This window comes from Kitasatospora sp. NPDC058063 (assembly GCF_042885395.1).
Classification (GTDB): Bacteria; Actinomycetota; Actinomycetes; order Streptomycetales; family Streptomycetaceae; genus Kitasatospora; species Kitasatospora lactacystinica.
Genome location: NZ_JBHVSD010000002.1, coordinates 193,118 through 208,144 on the forward strand (window position 1 = coordinate 193,118; position 15,027 = coordinate 208,144).

Annotated in this window: 9 protein-coding genes and 1 riboswitch; of the genes, 4 read left to right on the top strand and 5 right to left on the bottom strand. The window is 74.7% G+C overall.

What is annotated here, in order from left to right; genetic code table 11:
• Nucleotides 1-34 precede the first annotated feature (34 nt).
• The 4 genes from ACFVUY_RS04645 (at nt 35) to ACFVUY_RS04660 (ending at nt 9,621) form a co-directional block, all read left to right on the top strand.
• Nucleotides 35-7,420, top strand: a complete 7,386-nt coding sequence (locus ACFVUY_RS04645) for an amino acid adenylation domain-containing protein (RefSeq protein WP_387727317.1) — start codon at nt 35-37, stop codon at nt 7,418-7,420.
• Complete coding sequence (locus ACFVUY_RS04650; protein ID WP_359904308.1) at nt 7,417-7,602, top strand: MbtH family protein; 186 nt, start codon at nt 7,417-7,419, stop codon at nt 7,600-7,602. Before ACFVUY_RS04645 ends, ACFVUY_RS04650 begins: the two co-directional genes overlap by 4 nt.
• Nucleotides 7,599-9,002: a DHA2 family efflux MFS transporter permease subunit gene (locus ACFVUY_RS04655; RefSeq protein ID WP_387727319.1), complete on the top strand. Its 1,404-nt coding sequence runs from the start codon at nt 7,599-7,601 to the stop codon at nt 9,000-9,002. The genes ACFVUY_RS04650 and ACFVUY_RS04655 overlap by 4 nt, the downstream gene beginning before the upstream one ends.
• Nucleotides 9,003-9,072: 70 nt before the next feature.
• On the top strand, nt 9,073-9,621 hold the full coding sequence (locus tag ACFVUY_RS04660) for a Uma2 family endonuclease (protein WP_387727321.1): 549 nt from the start codon (nt 9,073-9,075) through the stop codon (nt 9,619-9,621).
• A gap of 32 nt (nt 9,622-9,653) precedes the next feature.
• Here ACFVUY_RS04660 and ACFVUY_RS04665 read toward each other — a convergent pair whose 3' ends face one another.
• The 5 genes from ACFVUY_RS04665 to fhuB all read right to left on the bottom strand — a co-directional run bounded on the left by ACFVUY_RS04665 (nt 9,654) and on the right by fhuB (nt 15,014).
• Nucleotides 9,654-10,511 carry an MBL fold metallo-hydrolase gene (locus tag ACFVUY_RS04665; RefSeq protein ID WP_387727323.1) on the bottom strand — a complete coding sequence of 286 codons (858 nt, stop codon included), beginning with the start codon at nt 10,509-10,511 and terminating at the stop codon, nt 9,654-9,656.
• Nucleotides 10,512-10,522: 11 nt separating this feature from the next.
• Nucleotides 10,523-10,590: riboswitch (guanidine-III (ykkC-III) riboswitch) on the bottom strand.
• Nucleotides 10,591-10,615: 25 nt separating this feature from the next.
• A complete protein-coding gene (locus tag ACFVUY_RS04670; protein WP_387727325.1) occupies nt 10,616-10,813 on the bottom strand; it encodes a DUF397 domain-containing protein in 198 nt (65 codons plus the stop codon).
• Nucleotides 10,810-11,625 carry a helix-turn-helix domain-containing protein gene (locus ACFVUY_RS04675; protein WP_387727326.1) on the bottom strand — a complete coding sequence of 272 codons (816 nt, stop codon included), beginning with the start codon at nt 11,623-11,625 and terminating at the stop codon, nt 10,810-10,812. Before ACFVUY_RS04675 ends, ACFVUY_RS04670 begins: the two co-directional genes overlap by 4 nt.
• A gap of 67 nt (nt 11,626-11,692) precedes the next feature.
• Nucleotides 11,693-12,817 carry an enterochelin esterase gene (gene fes, locus ACFVUY_RS04680; RefSeq protein WP_387727328.1) on the bottom strand — a complete coding sequence of 375 codons (1,125 nt, stop codon included), beginning with the start codon at nt 12,815-12,817 and terminating at the stop codon, nt 11,693-11,695.
• Between the two features lie 19 nt (nt 12,818-12,836).
• A complete protein-coding gene (gene fhuB / locus ACFVUY_RS04685) occupies nt 12,837-15,014 on the bottom strand; it encodes a Fe(3+)-hydroxamate ABC transporter permease FhuB (protein WP_387727330.1) in 2,178 nt (725 codons plus the stop codon).
• Nucleotides 15,015-15,027: the final 13 nt, after the last annotated feature.

Genomic DNA, 15,027 nt, shown 5'->3' on the forward strand with positions numbered 1-15,027 from the left:
AGGCGTTCCGGATCCCCGAGGAGCTCTCCACCCCATGCCTGCCGTCGAAACCCAGATCGCCGACAGCCAGACCGCCGAGGTCCCCCTGCTCGCCGCCCAGGCCGCGATCTGGTACGCCCAGGCCCTCGACCCCGCGAGCCCGGTCTACAACACCGGCGACGCGGTCGAGATCACCGGCCCGCTCGACGAGGACCGGTTCGAACAAGCGCTGCGGCAGGCGGTGGACGAGGCCCAGGCGCTGAGCGCCGTCGTCGTCACCGGCCCGGACGGCACACCGCGCCAGCGGCTGCGCCCCGGCCGCCGCTGGCCGCTGCACCGCCTCGACCTGCGGGCCGCCGCAGACCCGGCCGCCGAGGCCGAGGCCTGGATGCGCGCCGACCTCGCCCGCCCGGCCGACCTCGCCGAGGGCCCGCTGTTCACCCACGCGCTGATCCGCCTCGCCGAGGACCGCCGGATCTGGTACCGCCGCATCCACCACCTCGCCGTCGACGCCTACGCGTTGACCCTCCTCGGCGAGCGGATCGCCGCCCTCTACGCCGCCCGCGTCACCGGAGCCGAACCCGCCCCGAGCCCCTTCGCCGGACTCGCCGAGGCCGCCGCCGAGGAGGCCGCGTACCGCGGGAGCGCGCAGTACGAGGCCGACCGCGCCCACTGGTCCGCCCGGATGGCCGGCGCCGACACCCCGGCCGCCCTCCCGGGAACCCCCGAGCCCGCCCGGTCCGGTAATCCCGCTGAGCCCGCCGAGCCCGCCGCCGACCGGGACGCCGTGCCCGGTGAGGCGGTCCGCCTCACCGCCGACCTGCCCGCCGGCACCCGCGACCGCCTGGAGCGCGCCGCCGACGCCGTCCGCGCCACCTGGGCCGAACTGCTCCTCGCCGCCGCCGCCGGATACCTGCACCGCCTGACCGGCGCCCAGGACGTGGTCCTCGGCCTGCCGCTCGCCAACCGGCGCGGGCCGGCCGCCCTGCGCACCCCCGTGGCCGCCGCCAACGTGCTCCCGCTGCGCCTCGCCGTGCGCCCCGCCGACAGCGCCGAGACACTGCTGCGCGCCGTGGTCCGCGAGCTGCGCGCCGTCCGCCGCCACCAGCGCTACCCGCTGGAGGAACTGCGCCGCGACCTCGGCCGCACCGGCGACCGCCGCGCCCTGTTCGGCCCGATGGTCAACATCAAGGCCTTCGAGAGCGACCTCGACCTGGCCGGCCTGCCCGGCACCGTCCGCAACCTCGCCGCCGGCCCGGTGGACGACCTCGCCCTGAACGTCTCGCCCGGCCCGGACGGCGCGCTGCGCCTGGTCGTCGACGCCGACCCGGCCCGCTACGGGCCCGCCTCGGTCGCCGCCCACCGCGACGGCCTGCTGCGCTACCTCGACGCCCTCGCCGAGCTGCTGCTCACCGACCCGCGGACGCCGATCGCCCGGATCGACCTGCTCGACCCGGACGGCCTGCGCCGCGCCACCGAGGGCCGCACCGAGCCCCCGGCCGAGCGGACCGTGCCCGAGCTGTTCGCCGCCCGGGCCGCCCGCACCCCGGACGCCGTCGCCGTCCGCTCCGGTTCGAGCGCGCTGACCTACCGGCAGCTCGACGCCGCCGCCGACCGGCTCGCCCTCCGCCTGACCGCCCTGGGCGTCCGGGCCGGGGCGCCGGTCGCGATCGCCCTGCCGCGCGGCACCGACACCCTGGTCGCGATGCTCGCCGTCCTCAAGGCGGGCGGCGCCTGCGTCTCCCTCGACCTCGCCCACCCCGCGCAGCGCTTGGCCGCCGTCCTGGCCGACGCCCGCCCGGTCTGCGCGGTCGGCACCGCCGAGGCCCTCGCCGGGCTCGGCCTGCCCGCCGACCTGCCCACCGTCCGGCCGGAACCGGCCGACGCCGGGCCCGGCGGTGAGCCCGGGGCCGACGGTGAGCCCGGCCCCGACCGCGAGCCCGGCCCCGACCGCGAGCCCGGCCCCGACCGCGAGCCCGGCCCCGACCGCGAGCCCGGCCCCGACCGCGAGCCCGTGCCTGCCCTGCCCGCCCCGCGACTCGACCAGCCCGCCTACGTGCTGCACACCTCGGGCTCCACCGGCCGCCCCAAGGGCGTGGTGGTCACCCACGCCTCGCTGGCCAACCTGCACGCCGGCCTCGGCGAGGACCACATCGCCCCCGCCGTGCGCCGCACCGGCCGGGACCGGCTGCGCGTCGCCCACAGCGCCTCCTTCGCCTTCGACGCCTCCTGGGACCCGGTGCTCTGGATGGTCCACGGCCACGAGCTCCACCTGCTGGACGACGCCACCTACCGCGACCCGGCCGCGCTCGCCGCCCACCTCGACCGGGAGCGCATCGACTACCTCGACCTCACCCCCTCCTACCTCGAAGTCCTGCTCGCCGAAGGCATCCTGGACGAGGGACGGCACCGCCCGTCCGTCCTCGTGGTCGGCGGCGAGGCCACCCCGCCCGCCCTCTGGCAGCGCCTGGCCGCCGTCCCCGGTCTGCACCCGGTCGACCTCTACGGCCCGACCGAGACCACCGTCGACGCCTACGCCTGGACCCCGGGTCCGGACGGCGCCCCGCGCGGCCGGGTGGTGCGCGGCTCGCGCGCCTACGTCCTGGACGGCTCGCTGCGCCCCGCTCCCGACGGCGTCACCGGTGAGCTGTACGTGGCCGGCGCCTGCCTGGCCCGCGGCTACCTCGGCCGCCCCGACCTCACGGCCGAACGCTTCCTCGCCGACCCGTTCGGCCCGCCCGGCGGCCGGATGTACCGCACCGGCGACCTCGCCCGGCGCCGCCCCGACGGCACCCTGGAGTTCCTCGGCCGGGCCGACGACCAGGTGAAGATCCGCGGCTTCCGGATCGAACCCGGCGAGATCGCCGCCGTCCTCGCCGAACTGCCCGGCGTCGCCCAGGCCGTGGTGATCGCCCGCCCCGGACCGCAGGGCAAGCGGCTGCTCGGCTACGCCGTCCCGGAGAGCGGCAGCAGGCCCGACCCGGACGGGCTGCGCGCCGCGCTCGCCGCCCGGCTGCCCGCGCACATGGTCCCGGCGGCCGTCCTGCTGCTGGACGAATTGCCGCGCACCGCTCACGACAAGCTCGACCACCGCGCCCTGCCCGAGCCGGCCGTCACCACCGAGGGCGCGGCGGCGGCCACGCCCCAGGAGGAACTGGTCTGCGGCCTGTTCGCCGAGGTCCTCGGTCTGCCGCAGGCGCCCGGCCGGGACGCCTCCTTCTTCGACCTCGGCGGCCACTCGCTGCTCGCCGGCCGCCTGGCCGCCCGGCTGCGCGACACCTTCGCCGCCCCGGTCGGGTTCGCCGACGTGTTCCGGCAGTCGACCCCGGCCGGCCTCGCGGCCCTGCTCGGCGGGGCGGCCGGCCCGGCCGCGGAGCCCGAGGAGCGGCGTTCCGTCCCGGTGCCCGTGCCGCGCACCGAGCGGATGCCGCTCTCGCCCGCCCAGCGCGGCCTCTGGTTCCTGCACCGTCTCGAAGGCCCCAGCCCGACCTACAACATCCCGCTGGCGCTCACCCTCACCGGCCCGCTCGACCGGCACGCCCTCACCCTCGCCCTCGGCGACCTCGTCGCCCGGCACGAAGTCCTGCGCACCGTCTACGGGGAGGAGGCGGACGGCAGCCCCTACCAGCGCATCCTGCCCGCTGCGGGCATCGAACTCCACGACGGAAACGGCGACTTGGCCGAGTCAGTCCGGTACGCCTTCGACCTGACCGCCGAACCTCCGCTGCGCGCCACACTGTTCACCGGGCCCGCCGCGGCCGGCGGATCCACCCCGCCCACCGGCGGTGCGGACCAGCACACCCTGCTCCTGCTGCTCCACCACATCGCGGGCGACGGCGCCTCCACCACCCCGCTGCTGCGCGACCTGGCCGCCGCCTACACCGCCAGGATCGCCGGACTGGACCCCGAACTGCCGCGGCTCACCGTCCAGTACGCCGACCACGCGGCCTGGCAACGGGAGCGGATCGGCACCACCGAGGCGCCCAGCGCGCTCGCCGTCCGGCAGGCGGACCACTGGCGTGCCGCGCTCGCCGGACTGCCCGACCAGCTGGAGCTGCCCCTCGACCGCCCCCGCCCGGCCGTGGCGGGCCACCGGGGCGCCACCGTTCCCTTCGCGCTCGGCGCCGAGGCGCACAGCGCCCTGGCCGGGCTCGCCCGGGCCGCCGGCAGCACCGTCTTCATGGCCGTCCAGGCCGGTCTCGCCGCCCTGCTCACCCGGCACGGCGCCGGCACGGACGTCCCGGTCGGCACCCCGGTGGCCGGCCGCGAGGACGAGCGGACCGCCGCACTGGTCGGCTACTTCGTCAACTCGCTGGTGCTGCGCACCGACACGTCCGGCGACCCCACCTTCCGGGAGCTGCTCGCCCGGGTCCGCGCCACCGTGCTCGCCGCGCACGAGAACGCCGAACTGCCCTTCGACCGGCTGGTCGAGGAGCTCAACCCGGCCCGCTCGCTCGCCCGGCACCCGCTGTTCCAGGTGATGCTCGCCTGGCAGAGCCGCCCGGACGAGCGGATCGCCCTGGGCGGCGGCCTCACCGCCGACATCGCCGCGATCCCCAGCGGTACCGCCAAGTTCGACCTCACCCTCAACGCCGGCGAACTGCCCGGCGGCGGCATCGGCGGCTTCCTGGAGTACCGCACCGACCTCTTCGACGCCGCCACCGCGGCCGCGCTCGCGGAGCGCCTGACCAGGCTGCTCACCGCTGCCGCGAGCGCCCCCGACACCCCGATCGGCCGGCTGCCGCTGATCGGCGAGGAGGAGCGGCGGCGCGCCCTGGTCGAGTGGAACGGCCCGTCGGTGGAGACGGCTTCGGACGCCACCCTGCCCGAGCTGTTCGAGGCGGCCGCCGCCGCCAACCCCCGCGCCGTCGCGGTCGGTTACCAGGGCGAGCAGCTCGACTACGCCGAACTCGGGGCCCGCGCCGACCGGCTGGCCCGGCTGCTCGCCGCCGAGGGCATCGGCCCCGGCACCATCGTCGCGCTCGCCCTGCCGCGCTCGCTCGAACTGGTCGTCGCCCTACTGGCGGTGGCCAAGTCCGGCGCCGCGTACCTGCCGCTCGACCCCGACTACCCGGCCGACCGGCTCGCCTACATGCTGGCCGACGCCACCCCCGCCGCCCTGCTCACCGACCGGGCCACCGCGCCCCGGCTGCCCGCCCACGAGGTGCGCCAACTCCTGGTCGACGGCCCGGAGTCCGAGTGCCACCCGGCCGTCCCACTGGCCCAGCACGAGCGCACCCGCCCGCTGCGCGCCGAGGACACCGCCTACGTCATCTACACCTCCGGCTCCACCGGCCGGCCCAAGGGCGTGCCCGTCACCCACCGCAACGTGGTCCGGCTGTTCGGCGCCACCGACCACTGGTTCGGCTTCGGAGCCGAGGACGTGTGGACGCTGTTCCACTCCTACGCCTTCGACTTCTCGGTCTGGGAGCTGTGGGGCGCCCTGCTGCACGGCGGCCGGCTGGTCGTCGTCCCGCACCTGGTCAGCCGGGACCCGGCGGCCTTCCTGGAGCTGCTCGCCCGCGAGCGGGTCACCGTGCTCAACCAGACGCCGTCCGCCTTCTACCAGCTCAGTGCCGCCGACCGGGACCGTCCCGGCAGCGAACTCGCCCTGCGCTACGTGGTGTTCGGCGGTGAGGCGCTCGAACTCGCCCGGCTGGACGACTGGTACGACCGGCACGCCGAGGACGCCCCCGTGCTGGTCAACATGTACGGCATCACCGAGACCACCGTGCACGTCTCGTACATCGCCCTCGACCGGGCGAGCGCCGCCGCCGGGAGCAGCAGCACCATCGGCGTCAACATCCCTGACCTGCGGGTCTACGTCCTCGACCAGCACCTCCAGCCCGTCCCGCCCGGCGTCACGGGCGAGATGTACGTGGCCGGGGCGGGCCTGGCCCGCGGCTACCTCGGCCGCCCCGAGCTGACCGCGACCCGCTTCGTCGCCGACCCGTACGCCGAGCTGTTCGGCGAGCGCGGCACCAGGATGTACCGCTCCGGGGACCTCGCCCGGCGCCGCGCCGACGGCGTGCTGGAGTACTTCGGCCGCGCCGACCAGCAGGTCAAGCTGCGCGGCTTCCGGATCGAACTCGGCGAGATCGAGGCCGTGCTGGCCGCGCACCCGGCCGTCGCCGACGCCGCCGTGGTGGTCCGGGAGGACGTGCCGGGGGACAAGCGGCTGGTCGGCTACGCGGTGGCCGACGGCGCCGCCCCGGACGAGCTGCGCGCCCACGCCGCCGCCGGACTGCCCGTCCACATGGTGCCGTCCGCCGTCGTCCTGCTCGACCGCCTCCCGCTGACCGCCAACGGCAAGCTCGACCGCCGGGCCCTGCCCGCCCCCGAGGCCCCCGCCGCGGGCGCCGGCCGCCCGCCGCGCACCCCGCGCGAGCAGCAGCTGTGCGAACTGTTCGCCGAGGTGCTGGGCGTGGCCTCGGTCGGCGTCGAGGACGACTTCTTCGCGCTCGGCGGGCACTCGCTGCTGGTCGTGCGCCTCGCCGGGCGGATCCGCGAGGTGCTCGGACTGGAGGTCGGCATCGGCGCCCTGTTCCAGGCGTCCACCGTGGCCGCCCTGGATGCCGCCCTCGCCGCGGGCGCACCGGACACCGACGCCCTGGACGTGCTGCTCCCGCTGCGGCCCGTCGCCCCCGGCCGGCAGCGCCCGCTGTTCGCCGTCCACCCGGCCGGCGGCCTCAGCTGGTGCTACACCGGACTGATCCGCAACCTGCCCGGCGAGGTGCCGATCTACGGCCTCCAGGCCCAGGGCGTCGGCGCCGCCACCGCCGGACTCCCGCTGCCCGCGACGCTGGAGGAGCTGGCCGCGCACTACGCCGACCGGTTGCGCGAGGTCCAGCCCGAGGGCCCGTACCGGCTGCTCGGCTGGTCCACCGGCGGGATCATCGCGCACGCGGTGGCCGTCCGCCTCCAGGAACTCGGCCAGGACGTGGAACTGCTCGCGATCCTGGACGCCTACCCCGCCGAGGGGTTCCGCGAGCTGCCCGTCCCGGACCGGGCCGAGGCGCTGGAGGCGCTGCTCACCATGGGTGGCTTCGGGCCGGAGGACCTCGACGGGCGTCCGCTCGAACTCGGCCCCGTCACCGAGCTGTTGCGCCGCGAGGGCAGTCCGCTCGCCGGGCTCGACGAGGCCACCGTGGCCGCGCTGAACGAGATCTACCTCAACACCAACCACCTGGTGCGCGGCTACGACCACCGCCGCTTCGACGGCGACGTGCTGTTCTTCCGGGCCACCGTCGACACCATCGACGAGACCCTGGTGCCCGAGCTCTGGGAGCTGTACGTGTCCGGCCGGATCGCCAACACGAACGTGGCCTGCTCCCACAAGGACATGACCCTGCCCGCCCCGATCGCGCACATCGCGAGCGTGATCGCCGACCACCTCGCCGACCTCCCGAAGAAGACCGACGATGGAGAAGACCACCGATGAGTGACGCCCCCGCCAACCCCTTCGACGCCGACGGCGAGTTCCTCGCGCTCGTCAACCCCGAGGGACAGCACTCCCTGTGGCCCGCCTTCGCCGCCGTCCCGGCCGGCTGGAGCATCGCCCACGGCCCGTGCGAGCGCCCGGCCGCCCTGGAGTGGATCACCGCGAACTGGACCACCCTGTGACCCCACCCGCCACCCCCGGCGCCGAGGCCCCGGCGCGCCCCCTGCTCGCGGGGCGCGCCGCCGTGGTGGTCGTCTACACGGCCGCGATGTGCATGAACGGCCTGGACTCGACGATCGTCAACCCGGCGCTGTTCAGCATCGCCGAGGACTTCGGCCGGCCCGTCTCGGCGGCCAACGCCGTGGAGACCGCCTTCCTGGTCGGCCTCGCCCTCGGCCTGCCGGTGGCCGGCTGGCTCGGCGACCGGTACGGCGTCAAGCGGGTCTTCCTCGGCGCGCTCGCCGCCTTCACGCTCGCCTCCGCGCTCTGCGCGGCGGCACCCGGTCTGGGTACGCTGTCGGCGGCCCGGGCCGTCCAGGGCGTGGCCGGCGGGCTGCTCACCCCGGTCGGGATGACCCTGCTGTTCCGGGCCTTCGCCCCGCACGAGCGGGCGGGCCTGGGCCGCATCCTGATCGTCCCGACCGCGCTGATGCCCGCCCTCGGGCCGCCGCTCGGCGGCTTCCTCACCGAACACCTCTCCTGGCACTGGCTGTTCCTGGTCAACGTGCCGATCGGGATCGCCGCCGTGCTCATCGGGCTGGTCGGCCTGCGCGGCGAACAGGAGCCCCCGGCCGGCCGCTTCGACACCACCGGATTCCTGCTCGCCACGCCCGGCCTCGGCCTGCTGACCTACGCCCTCGGCTTCGGCCCGGCGCACGGCTGGACCTCCCCGGGCGTGGCCCTCGGTGGACTGCTCGGCCTGGCCCTGCTGGGGGCGGCCGTACGACACCAACTCCGCGCCCCCGAACCGCTGGTGGACCTGCGGCTGCTCGCCGACCGCACCTTCGGCGCGGCGAGCTGGCTCGCCCTGCTGACCTCGGCCGGGCTGATGGGCGCGCTGTTCGTGCTGCCGCTGCTCTACCAGGCGGCGCGCGGCGCCACCGCCCTGGACGCCGGGCTGAGCGTCTTCCCCGAGGCGATCGGCCTGATGGCCGCCTCGCAGGTGGTCGACCGCCTGCTGCCCCGGCTCGGCCCGCGCCGGCTCGCCCTGCCATGCCTGCTGCTGGCGGCGGTCGTCCTCGCCTCCCTCGGTTTCGCCGAGAACCCTTGGGGCGTACGGGTGTTGATGTTCTGCGTCGGCCTGATCCTGGGCACCGCCGTCCTCACCGTCCAGATCGCCGGCTTCGCCGACGTCCCGCCGCCCGCCATGGGCCGCGCGATGGGCCTGTTCACCATCCTGCGCACCCTCGGCGGGGCGCTGGGCATCGCGGCCACCGCCGCGCTGATCGGTGCGCTCGGCGACGGCACGGGTGTCGGGCCGTACCGCCTCGCCCTCCTCCTGACAGCCGCCCTGGTCGCCGCCGGCGCGCTGCTGGCCGCCCGCCTCCCCGCCGACGCCCCGGGCCCACCCCCGGAGGAATGACGCCGGTGCGGTCCATGGTCCTCCGGTGCTCCTACTGCCCTACGGTGGTCGGAGCACCGGAGGAGAGCCCATGAACCCTCAGCACTACCGTCTGCTCGAAGAGGCCCGTCGCAGCCTGCCGGACGGCTACAAGGTCGAGCTGTCCGGTGACATCATCGTCATGCAGACGTCACCATCATCGATTCACCAGCTCAACCTGGCGATCGTCCAGCGCCAGTTCGAGGCGCACTGTCCTCCCGGCTACTTCCCGACGGGGAACAGTGACCTCTCCTCGCCGGAGGTCGGTTCCGTCCGCAACCCGGACCTCACCTACCTGCCCGAGGACATCATCGAGCTGGGCCGCGAGATCCCCGCCGACCTGGCGCTGATCGCGGTCGAGATCGGCTCGCCGTCCAACCCGGACAACGACTGGAGCGGGAAGGTCCGCGACTACCCGCGGATGGGCTTCCCGCTCTACCTGATCGTGGACCCCCGGCAGAAGACGGTGACCCTGTTCTCCGAACCCAACCGCGACCGCTACCACACCAGGACGGAAAGGGAGTTCGGCGAGAAGCTCCGCATCCCCGCGCCCTTCGAATTCGAGCTGGACCTGACCCGGCTGGTCCCCTACCGGGACTGATCGGCCGCGGGGCCCGGGGAGTTCACCCCCGTTCACTCGTGCGGCCAGAGGATGAGGTCGTCCAGCCGGTACCGGCGCGGCCGGTCGCCGAGTTCGGCGACGGCCGCCCGGATGCGGTCCAGGTGGGCGGGGGTGAGCTGGAGCGGAGGCTCGTCGGGCTGGTGGGTGGTGCGGATCGGGTAGTCGACGCCCGGGTCGCGGGTCATCTCGATGTGGCAGCCGAGCACGTACGTCACCGGGTGGCTCCCGGCGAACGCCACCAGCCGCTCGACGGTCCGTCGGAAGGCCGGCCAGTCGTTGATGTACAGCCGCCCCGGATAGACGGTGTCTCCGGTGAGCAGGAAGCCCGTCCACGGGTCGTAGTACGTGACGGCCGCCTCGTGGTGCCCCGGCGTGGCCAGGCACTTCAGAACCCGCCCGCCGCCCAGGTCGACCAGGGCCACGGCCTCCTCGTCCCGGTCGAAGCCGAAGTACGGCCAGGCGGTGGGCAGATCGGCACCGACCAGAGTGGTCGCGGGCCGGTCGGCGAACTGGCCGTCACCCGCGACGTGGTCGCCGTGCGGGTGGGTGTGCAGCACCAGCAGCCTGTAGCCGTCCCGGGGATTGCGGGCGAGCCACGCCTCCACCAGCGCGTCGACCGTCGCGCGCAACGGGAAGTACGCGGCCTCGGCCGTCGCCCCGGTGTCGATCAGCACCGCCCGCTCCGCCCCGAAGAGCAGGAACAGGAACGGGGCCTCGTAGTTGATCGCCTTGTTCTGCCGCAGGATGACGGTGTGCTCGTCGTACTCGTGGACCTGGATGTCCGGGTCCGTGTTGTGCTTGGCGGACGGGGAACCGTGGATCCACCGCACGTCCAGCGGACGGGCGATCGGTGCACCGGCAGCGGCCATGACGCCTCCACAGTGCGTCGTCTTGGCAGGCCGGGTACGGCGCACGTCTCGTCCGGGGCCGGCGCCGCTGCACCGCCCCGGGGACGCTAGCACGAGCGATGGATTCAGCGGTCCAGAGGAGTGACGTCTCGGGCGAGCTGGACGAAGTCGGCCCAGGCCTCGGCGGTGAAGGTGAGCTGGGGGCCGGTCTTGTCCTTGGAATCGCGGACATGGACGGCGTCCGGAGTGAGGGCGATCTCCACGCAGGCACCACCCTGGGTGCCACTGTGGCTGGACTTGAACCAGGCCAGTTCGGTGCTCATAGTTCCTCCGCCAGCTTGGCGATGAATTCAGCCGAGGCCTCGGGGTTGAGGGCCCGCTGAAGGATCATTGCATGGTGTTGGCTCAGGAAGGCGACTTTGTCCGGGGCGGAGTGAAGCAGCCCCATGGCCTGTCCCTCCTCATACGCAAGGCGCTGATGTTCGGCGCTGTCGAGCAGGATGAAGGGGCCGTTCAAGCCCGGGTGTGCTCCCGCACCGGGTACGACCTGGATGACGATGTGGCGTGCTTCACCGGCGGCCAGCAGATGAAGTAGCTGGTCCTTGTGCGCGGCTTTCGTGCTGAGGGGTTTCTGCAGTGCCGCTTCGCCGATCAGGAAGTTGAACGACTTGGTCTGTGTCTTCAGCAATTCCTGTCGTGCGAGCCGAGCAATGACACGCTCGTCGAGCGCCTCGTCATCGAGTGGAGGCCAGTTGGCGCTGAGTAGCGCTCTCGCAGTCTCCTCGGTCTGCAGAAGACCGGGGATGAGCACGGTCTCGTGCCAGTGGAGCGCGATGGCATCGGCCTCGTAGCGCATGTACTCCTCGGCGAAGTGAGGGTACTTCTCCGGCTTCAGGTAGTCCGCTCCCGCCACCAGGATCCCCTTCGCACCGCACATTTCGTCGGCCACCTGCAACAGGTGCCGCGACGGCTTGCGCCGGCCCGCCTCCATCGACCGCAGGCTCTCGATGCCGTACCCGGCCTGGGCCGCCAGATCCTCGCGGCTGACTCCGGCACGAGCCCGCCACAGTTTGAGCTGGTCGCCGCAGTACTGCCACGACATCGGCGGCGGTGTGGCGGACGAGGACGCGTTCATCGGGTACCCCCAGGCCAATCGGTGTGGAGCACGACGCTAGACGCCCGATGGCCTGGAGGTATGCGAATCAGCCCGAAACCATCCCCTCGGGTGACCCGAGCAGGTGCGCGAGCCCGTCGGCCAGGCCGCCGCGCCAGCAGGCGTAGTCGTGGCCGCCGTTGAACTCGCGGTAGGCGAGGTCGTAGCCGCGGGCCGTGAGGACGTCGCGCAGGTGGCGGTTTTGGGCGAGGAGCATCCACTCCTGGAGCCCGACCTCGATCCAGAAGCGGGCCTGCCGTCGTTCCTCGGCGGCGAGGCGGCGGGTCAGCCATTCGCTGCCCGCGTCGAACTCGGTCTCGTCGGGCCACCAGAAGGAGCCGGATTGGGAGAGCGCGTTGCCGAAGCGTTCCGGGCGGCGGTAGGCGGCGTAGGCGGCGGTGAGGCCGCCCGCGCTCTGGCCGGCGATCACGGTGGCGGCCGGGTCGCCGCTCGCGCCGAACTCCTGTGCGGCCCAGGGCAGCAGGCGGTCGGCTAGGAGGTCGATGAAGGCCGGGTTGCAGCTCAGGTCGTCCGGGCGCTTCGGCCCCATGGTGTGCACCAGCAGGGTGACGGTGGGCGGGATGGCGCCGTCGGCCGTCAGGTTGTCGAGGGTGTCGCCGACGGAGAGCACCTCGCCCCACATCTCGCCGTCCAGCAGCACCGCGACCGGGTACGGGCCGCCGTCCGCCCGGTGTCCGGCGGGGAGGTGGACGTCGATCCGCCGGCCGGCCACCGTGTGTTCCAGCGTCCGTCCGCGCGGCACGCCGTCGCGCCGCGCGACGTACGGCTGTGCGGGCGCGGCGGGCAGGCTGAGCACCGAGGCGGGGTGGCGGCCGTCGCGGGCGGGCAGCCGGGGTTCGGTGTCGTACGGGTCGGGGCGGGCCTGGTCGAGGACGCGCAGCCAGTCGGGCCGGGTGGTGCCGGGGGCCTCGCCGTGGAACGGGTACAGCTGGTAGGAGGCGCGGTGGTCCTCGCGCAGCCGGTAGGTGATCGCCCACGTCCCATCCGGCTGACGCTCCATCAGATGCGGTGTCAGGTCCCCGGCGTGGCGGTCCTTGTCGGTGACGGTGTGCAGCAGTGCGAGCACGCCGTCGCAGTCGCCGTTGTGATGGGTGAAGGTGACCAGGCGGTAGGCGGGGTCGTCGGAGCAGAGGGCGACGAGCGGGGTTTCCACAGCAGTGACTCCAAGAGGCTTAGGCGGGGCTGCCCTTGCGGCCGAGCAACACCCAGAGCAGGAAGGGACCGCCGAGGACGGTGGTGACGATGCCGACGGGGATCTCCACCCCGGCGAACAGCACTCGGCCCAGGGTGTCGGCGAGCACGACGAGCAGGGCGCCGGTCAGGGCGGAGCCGAGCACGGGCACCCGTGCGGGCCCGGCCAGCCGTCCGGCGATCACCGGCGCGGCCAGGGCCACGAAGCCGACCGGCCCGCAGACGCCGACCGCCAGCCCGGCCAGGGCGACGGCCAGCAGCAGGCAGGCGAGCCGGACCCGGCCCGGGTCGACGCCGAGTGCGGAGGCGACGCTGTCGTCGAAGCGCAGCACCGCCAGCCGCCGGGCCACCGCCAGCGCGATCGGCACCAGCACCGCGAGTCCGATCAGGACGGGCGTGGCGACGGTGAGGTCGCGTCCGTTGAGGCTGCCGTTGGTCCAGATGTACAGCGATCCGGCCGAGTTGAGCGAGCGCCGGGCCATCGCGACCTGGATGACGGCGGAGGCGAGCGCCGACATGGCGAGCCCGACCACCAGGATCCGGTAGCCGCGCGCGCCGAGTCCGCCGGAGGCCAGGGTGACCACCAGGACGGCGACCAGCGCGCCGAGCGGTCCGGCCCACCAGGCGCCGAAGGTACCCGCGGTGCTGGCGGAGATGAGCACGGCGGCGGTCGCGCCGTCGTTGACGCCGAGGAGTTCGGGGGTGGCCAGGCGGTTGCGGGCGAGGGTCTGGGTGAGGCAGCCGGCCAGGCCGAGGGCGGCGCCGGCGGCGAGTCCGGCGACGATCCGGCCGAGCCGGAACTTCTGCACCAGCAGGACGTCCAGCCGGTCGCCGTAGCCGAACACGGCCTGGAAGGTGCGGGTGAGGTCGAGTTCGCTCTGTCCGGCGTGCGCCGAGACCACGACGGCGGCCAGTAGGGCGCCGGCCAGGCCGAGCGAGGCCAGCAACGCCCGGCGCGGCAGCAGCAGCGACCATGTGCCGTGCCGCAGGGTCAAGTCCGGCTTGGGCGGCGCAGGTTCGCCGCGTCCCGCGGCCGGCGCGGATTCGGCGGGGTCGGCCATGGCCAGGGCGGCGGAGTGCCGGGAGCGGACGATCGCGATCAGGGCCGGGGCGCCGATCAGTGCGACGATCACCGAGACCGGCGCCTCGAAGGGTCGGGCCACCACCCGGGCGAGCACGTCCGCGCCGGTCAGCACGGTGGCGCCGAACAGCGCAGCGAGCAGGGTGAGTCGGCCGATCCGGGGGCCGGCGACGGTGCGGGCGAGGAAGCCGGAGAGCAGCCCGAGGAAGGCGATCGGCCCGGCCAGCGCGACCGCCGAGGCGGTCAGCAGGGTGACGGCGACGGCGACGGCGGCCCGGGTGGCGCCGGGGCGGTGGCCGAGGCCGCGGGCGAGGTCGTCGCCGAGGGCGAGCGCGGTCAGCGGACGGGTGGTGAGGGCGGCGAGCAGGAACCCGGCGCCGAGCACCGGGGCGAGCTGGCGCAGGGTCGTCCAGCCTTCCACCCCGGCGAGCGAGCCGAGCACCCATACCCGGTACCGCTCGTACGCCTCGGGGGAGTTGACGATCAGCACGTCGGTGAGCCCGCGGAAGATCGCCGCGACGGCGGAGCCGGCGAGCACCAGCCGCATCGGCGATCCGCCGCCCCGGCTGCTGGCGACCAGCAGCACCACGGTGCTGGCGAGCACCGCGCCGCCGAAGGCGAAGGCGAGGTAGCCGAAGGAGGTCTGCACGCCGAGCACGGCGATGCCGAGCACGACGCCCAGCGAGGCGCCGGCGTTGACGCCGAGCAGGCCGGTCTCGGCCAGCGGGTTGCGGGTGACGGACTGCAGTTGCGCCCCGGCGACGCCGAGCGCGGCGCCGACCAGCAGGGCGGTGAGGGTGCGCGGCAGCCGCAGGTCGCCGACGACGAGGGCGAGCCGGCCGTCGGCGCGGGCGCCGTCGTGGTTCAGCAGGTAGTCCAGCACCCGCCCGGGGCCGACCTCGCCGGCGCCGACCGACAGCGAGAGTGCGGCGAGGGCGAGCAGGAGGACCGCCGCCGCCGTGACGGCGGGCCAGGTGGGGCGGGCACCCTCGGGCCGACGGCTCCGCCGGCCCGGTGGCGGCGAATCCGGCGCGGTGGCGGGGGGCGCCGCGCGGACGCCGGCTTGCGAGAATGTCATAAGGTAAGGCTAA

What these genes read in the sequence shown, in the direction of transcription:
- ACFVUY_RS04645 (WP_387727317.1), top strand. Translation starts at nt 35, where the DNA reads ATGCCTGCCGTCGAAACCCAGATCGCCGACAGCCAGACCGCCGAGGTC.
- ACFVUY_RS04650 (WP_359904308.1), top strand. Translation starts at nt 7,417, where the DNA reads ATGAGTGACGCCCCCGCCAACCCCTTCGACGCCGACGGCGAGTTCCTC.
- ACFVUY_RS04660 (WP_387727321.1), top strand. Translation starts at nt 9,073, where the DNA reads ATGAACCCTCAGCACTACCGTCTGCTCGAAGAGGCCCGTCGCAGCCTG.
- ACFVUY_RS04665 (WP_387727323.1), bottom strand. Translation starts at nt 10,511, where the DNA reads ATGGCCGCTGCCGGTGCACCGATCGCCCGTCCGCTGGACGTGCGGTGG.
- ACFVUY_RS04670 (WP_387727325.1), bottom strand. Translation starts at nt 10,813, where the DNA reads ATGAGCACCGAACTGGCCTGGTTCAAGTCCAGCCACAGTGGCACCCAG.
- ACFVUY_RS04675 (WP_387727326.1), bottom strand. Translation starts at nt 11,625, where the DNA reads ATGAACGCGTCCTCGTCCGCCACACCGCCGCCGATGTCGTGGCAGTAC.
- fhuB (WP_387727330.1), bottom strand. Translation starts at nt 15,014, where the DNA reads ATGACATTCTCGCAAGCCGGCGTCCGCGCGGCGCCCCCCGCCACCGCG.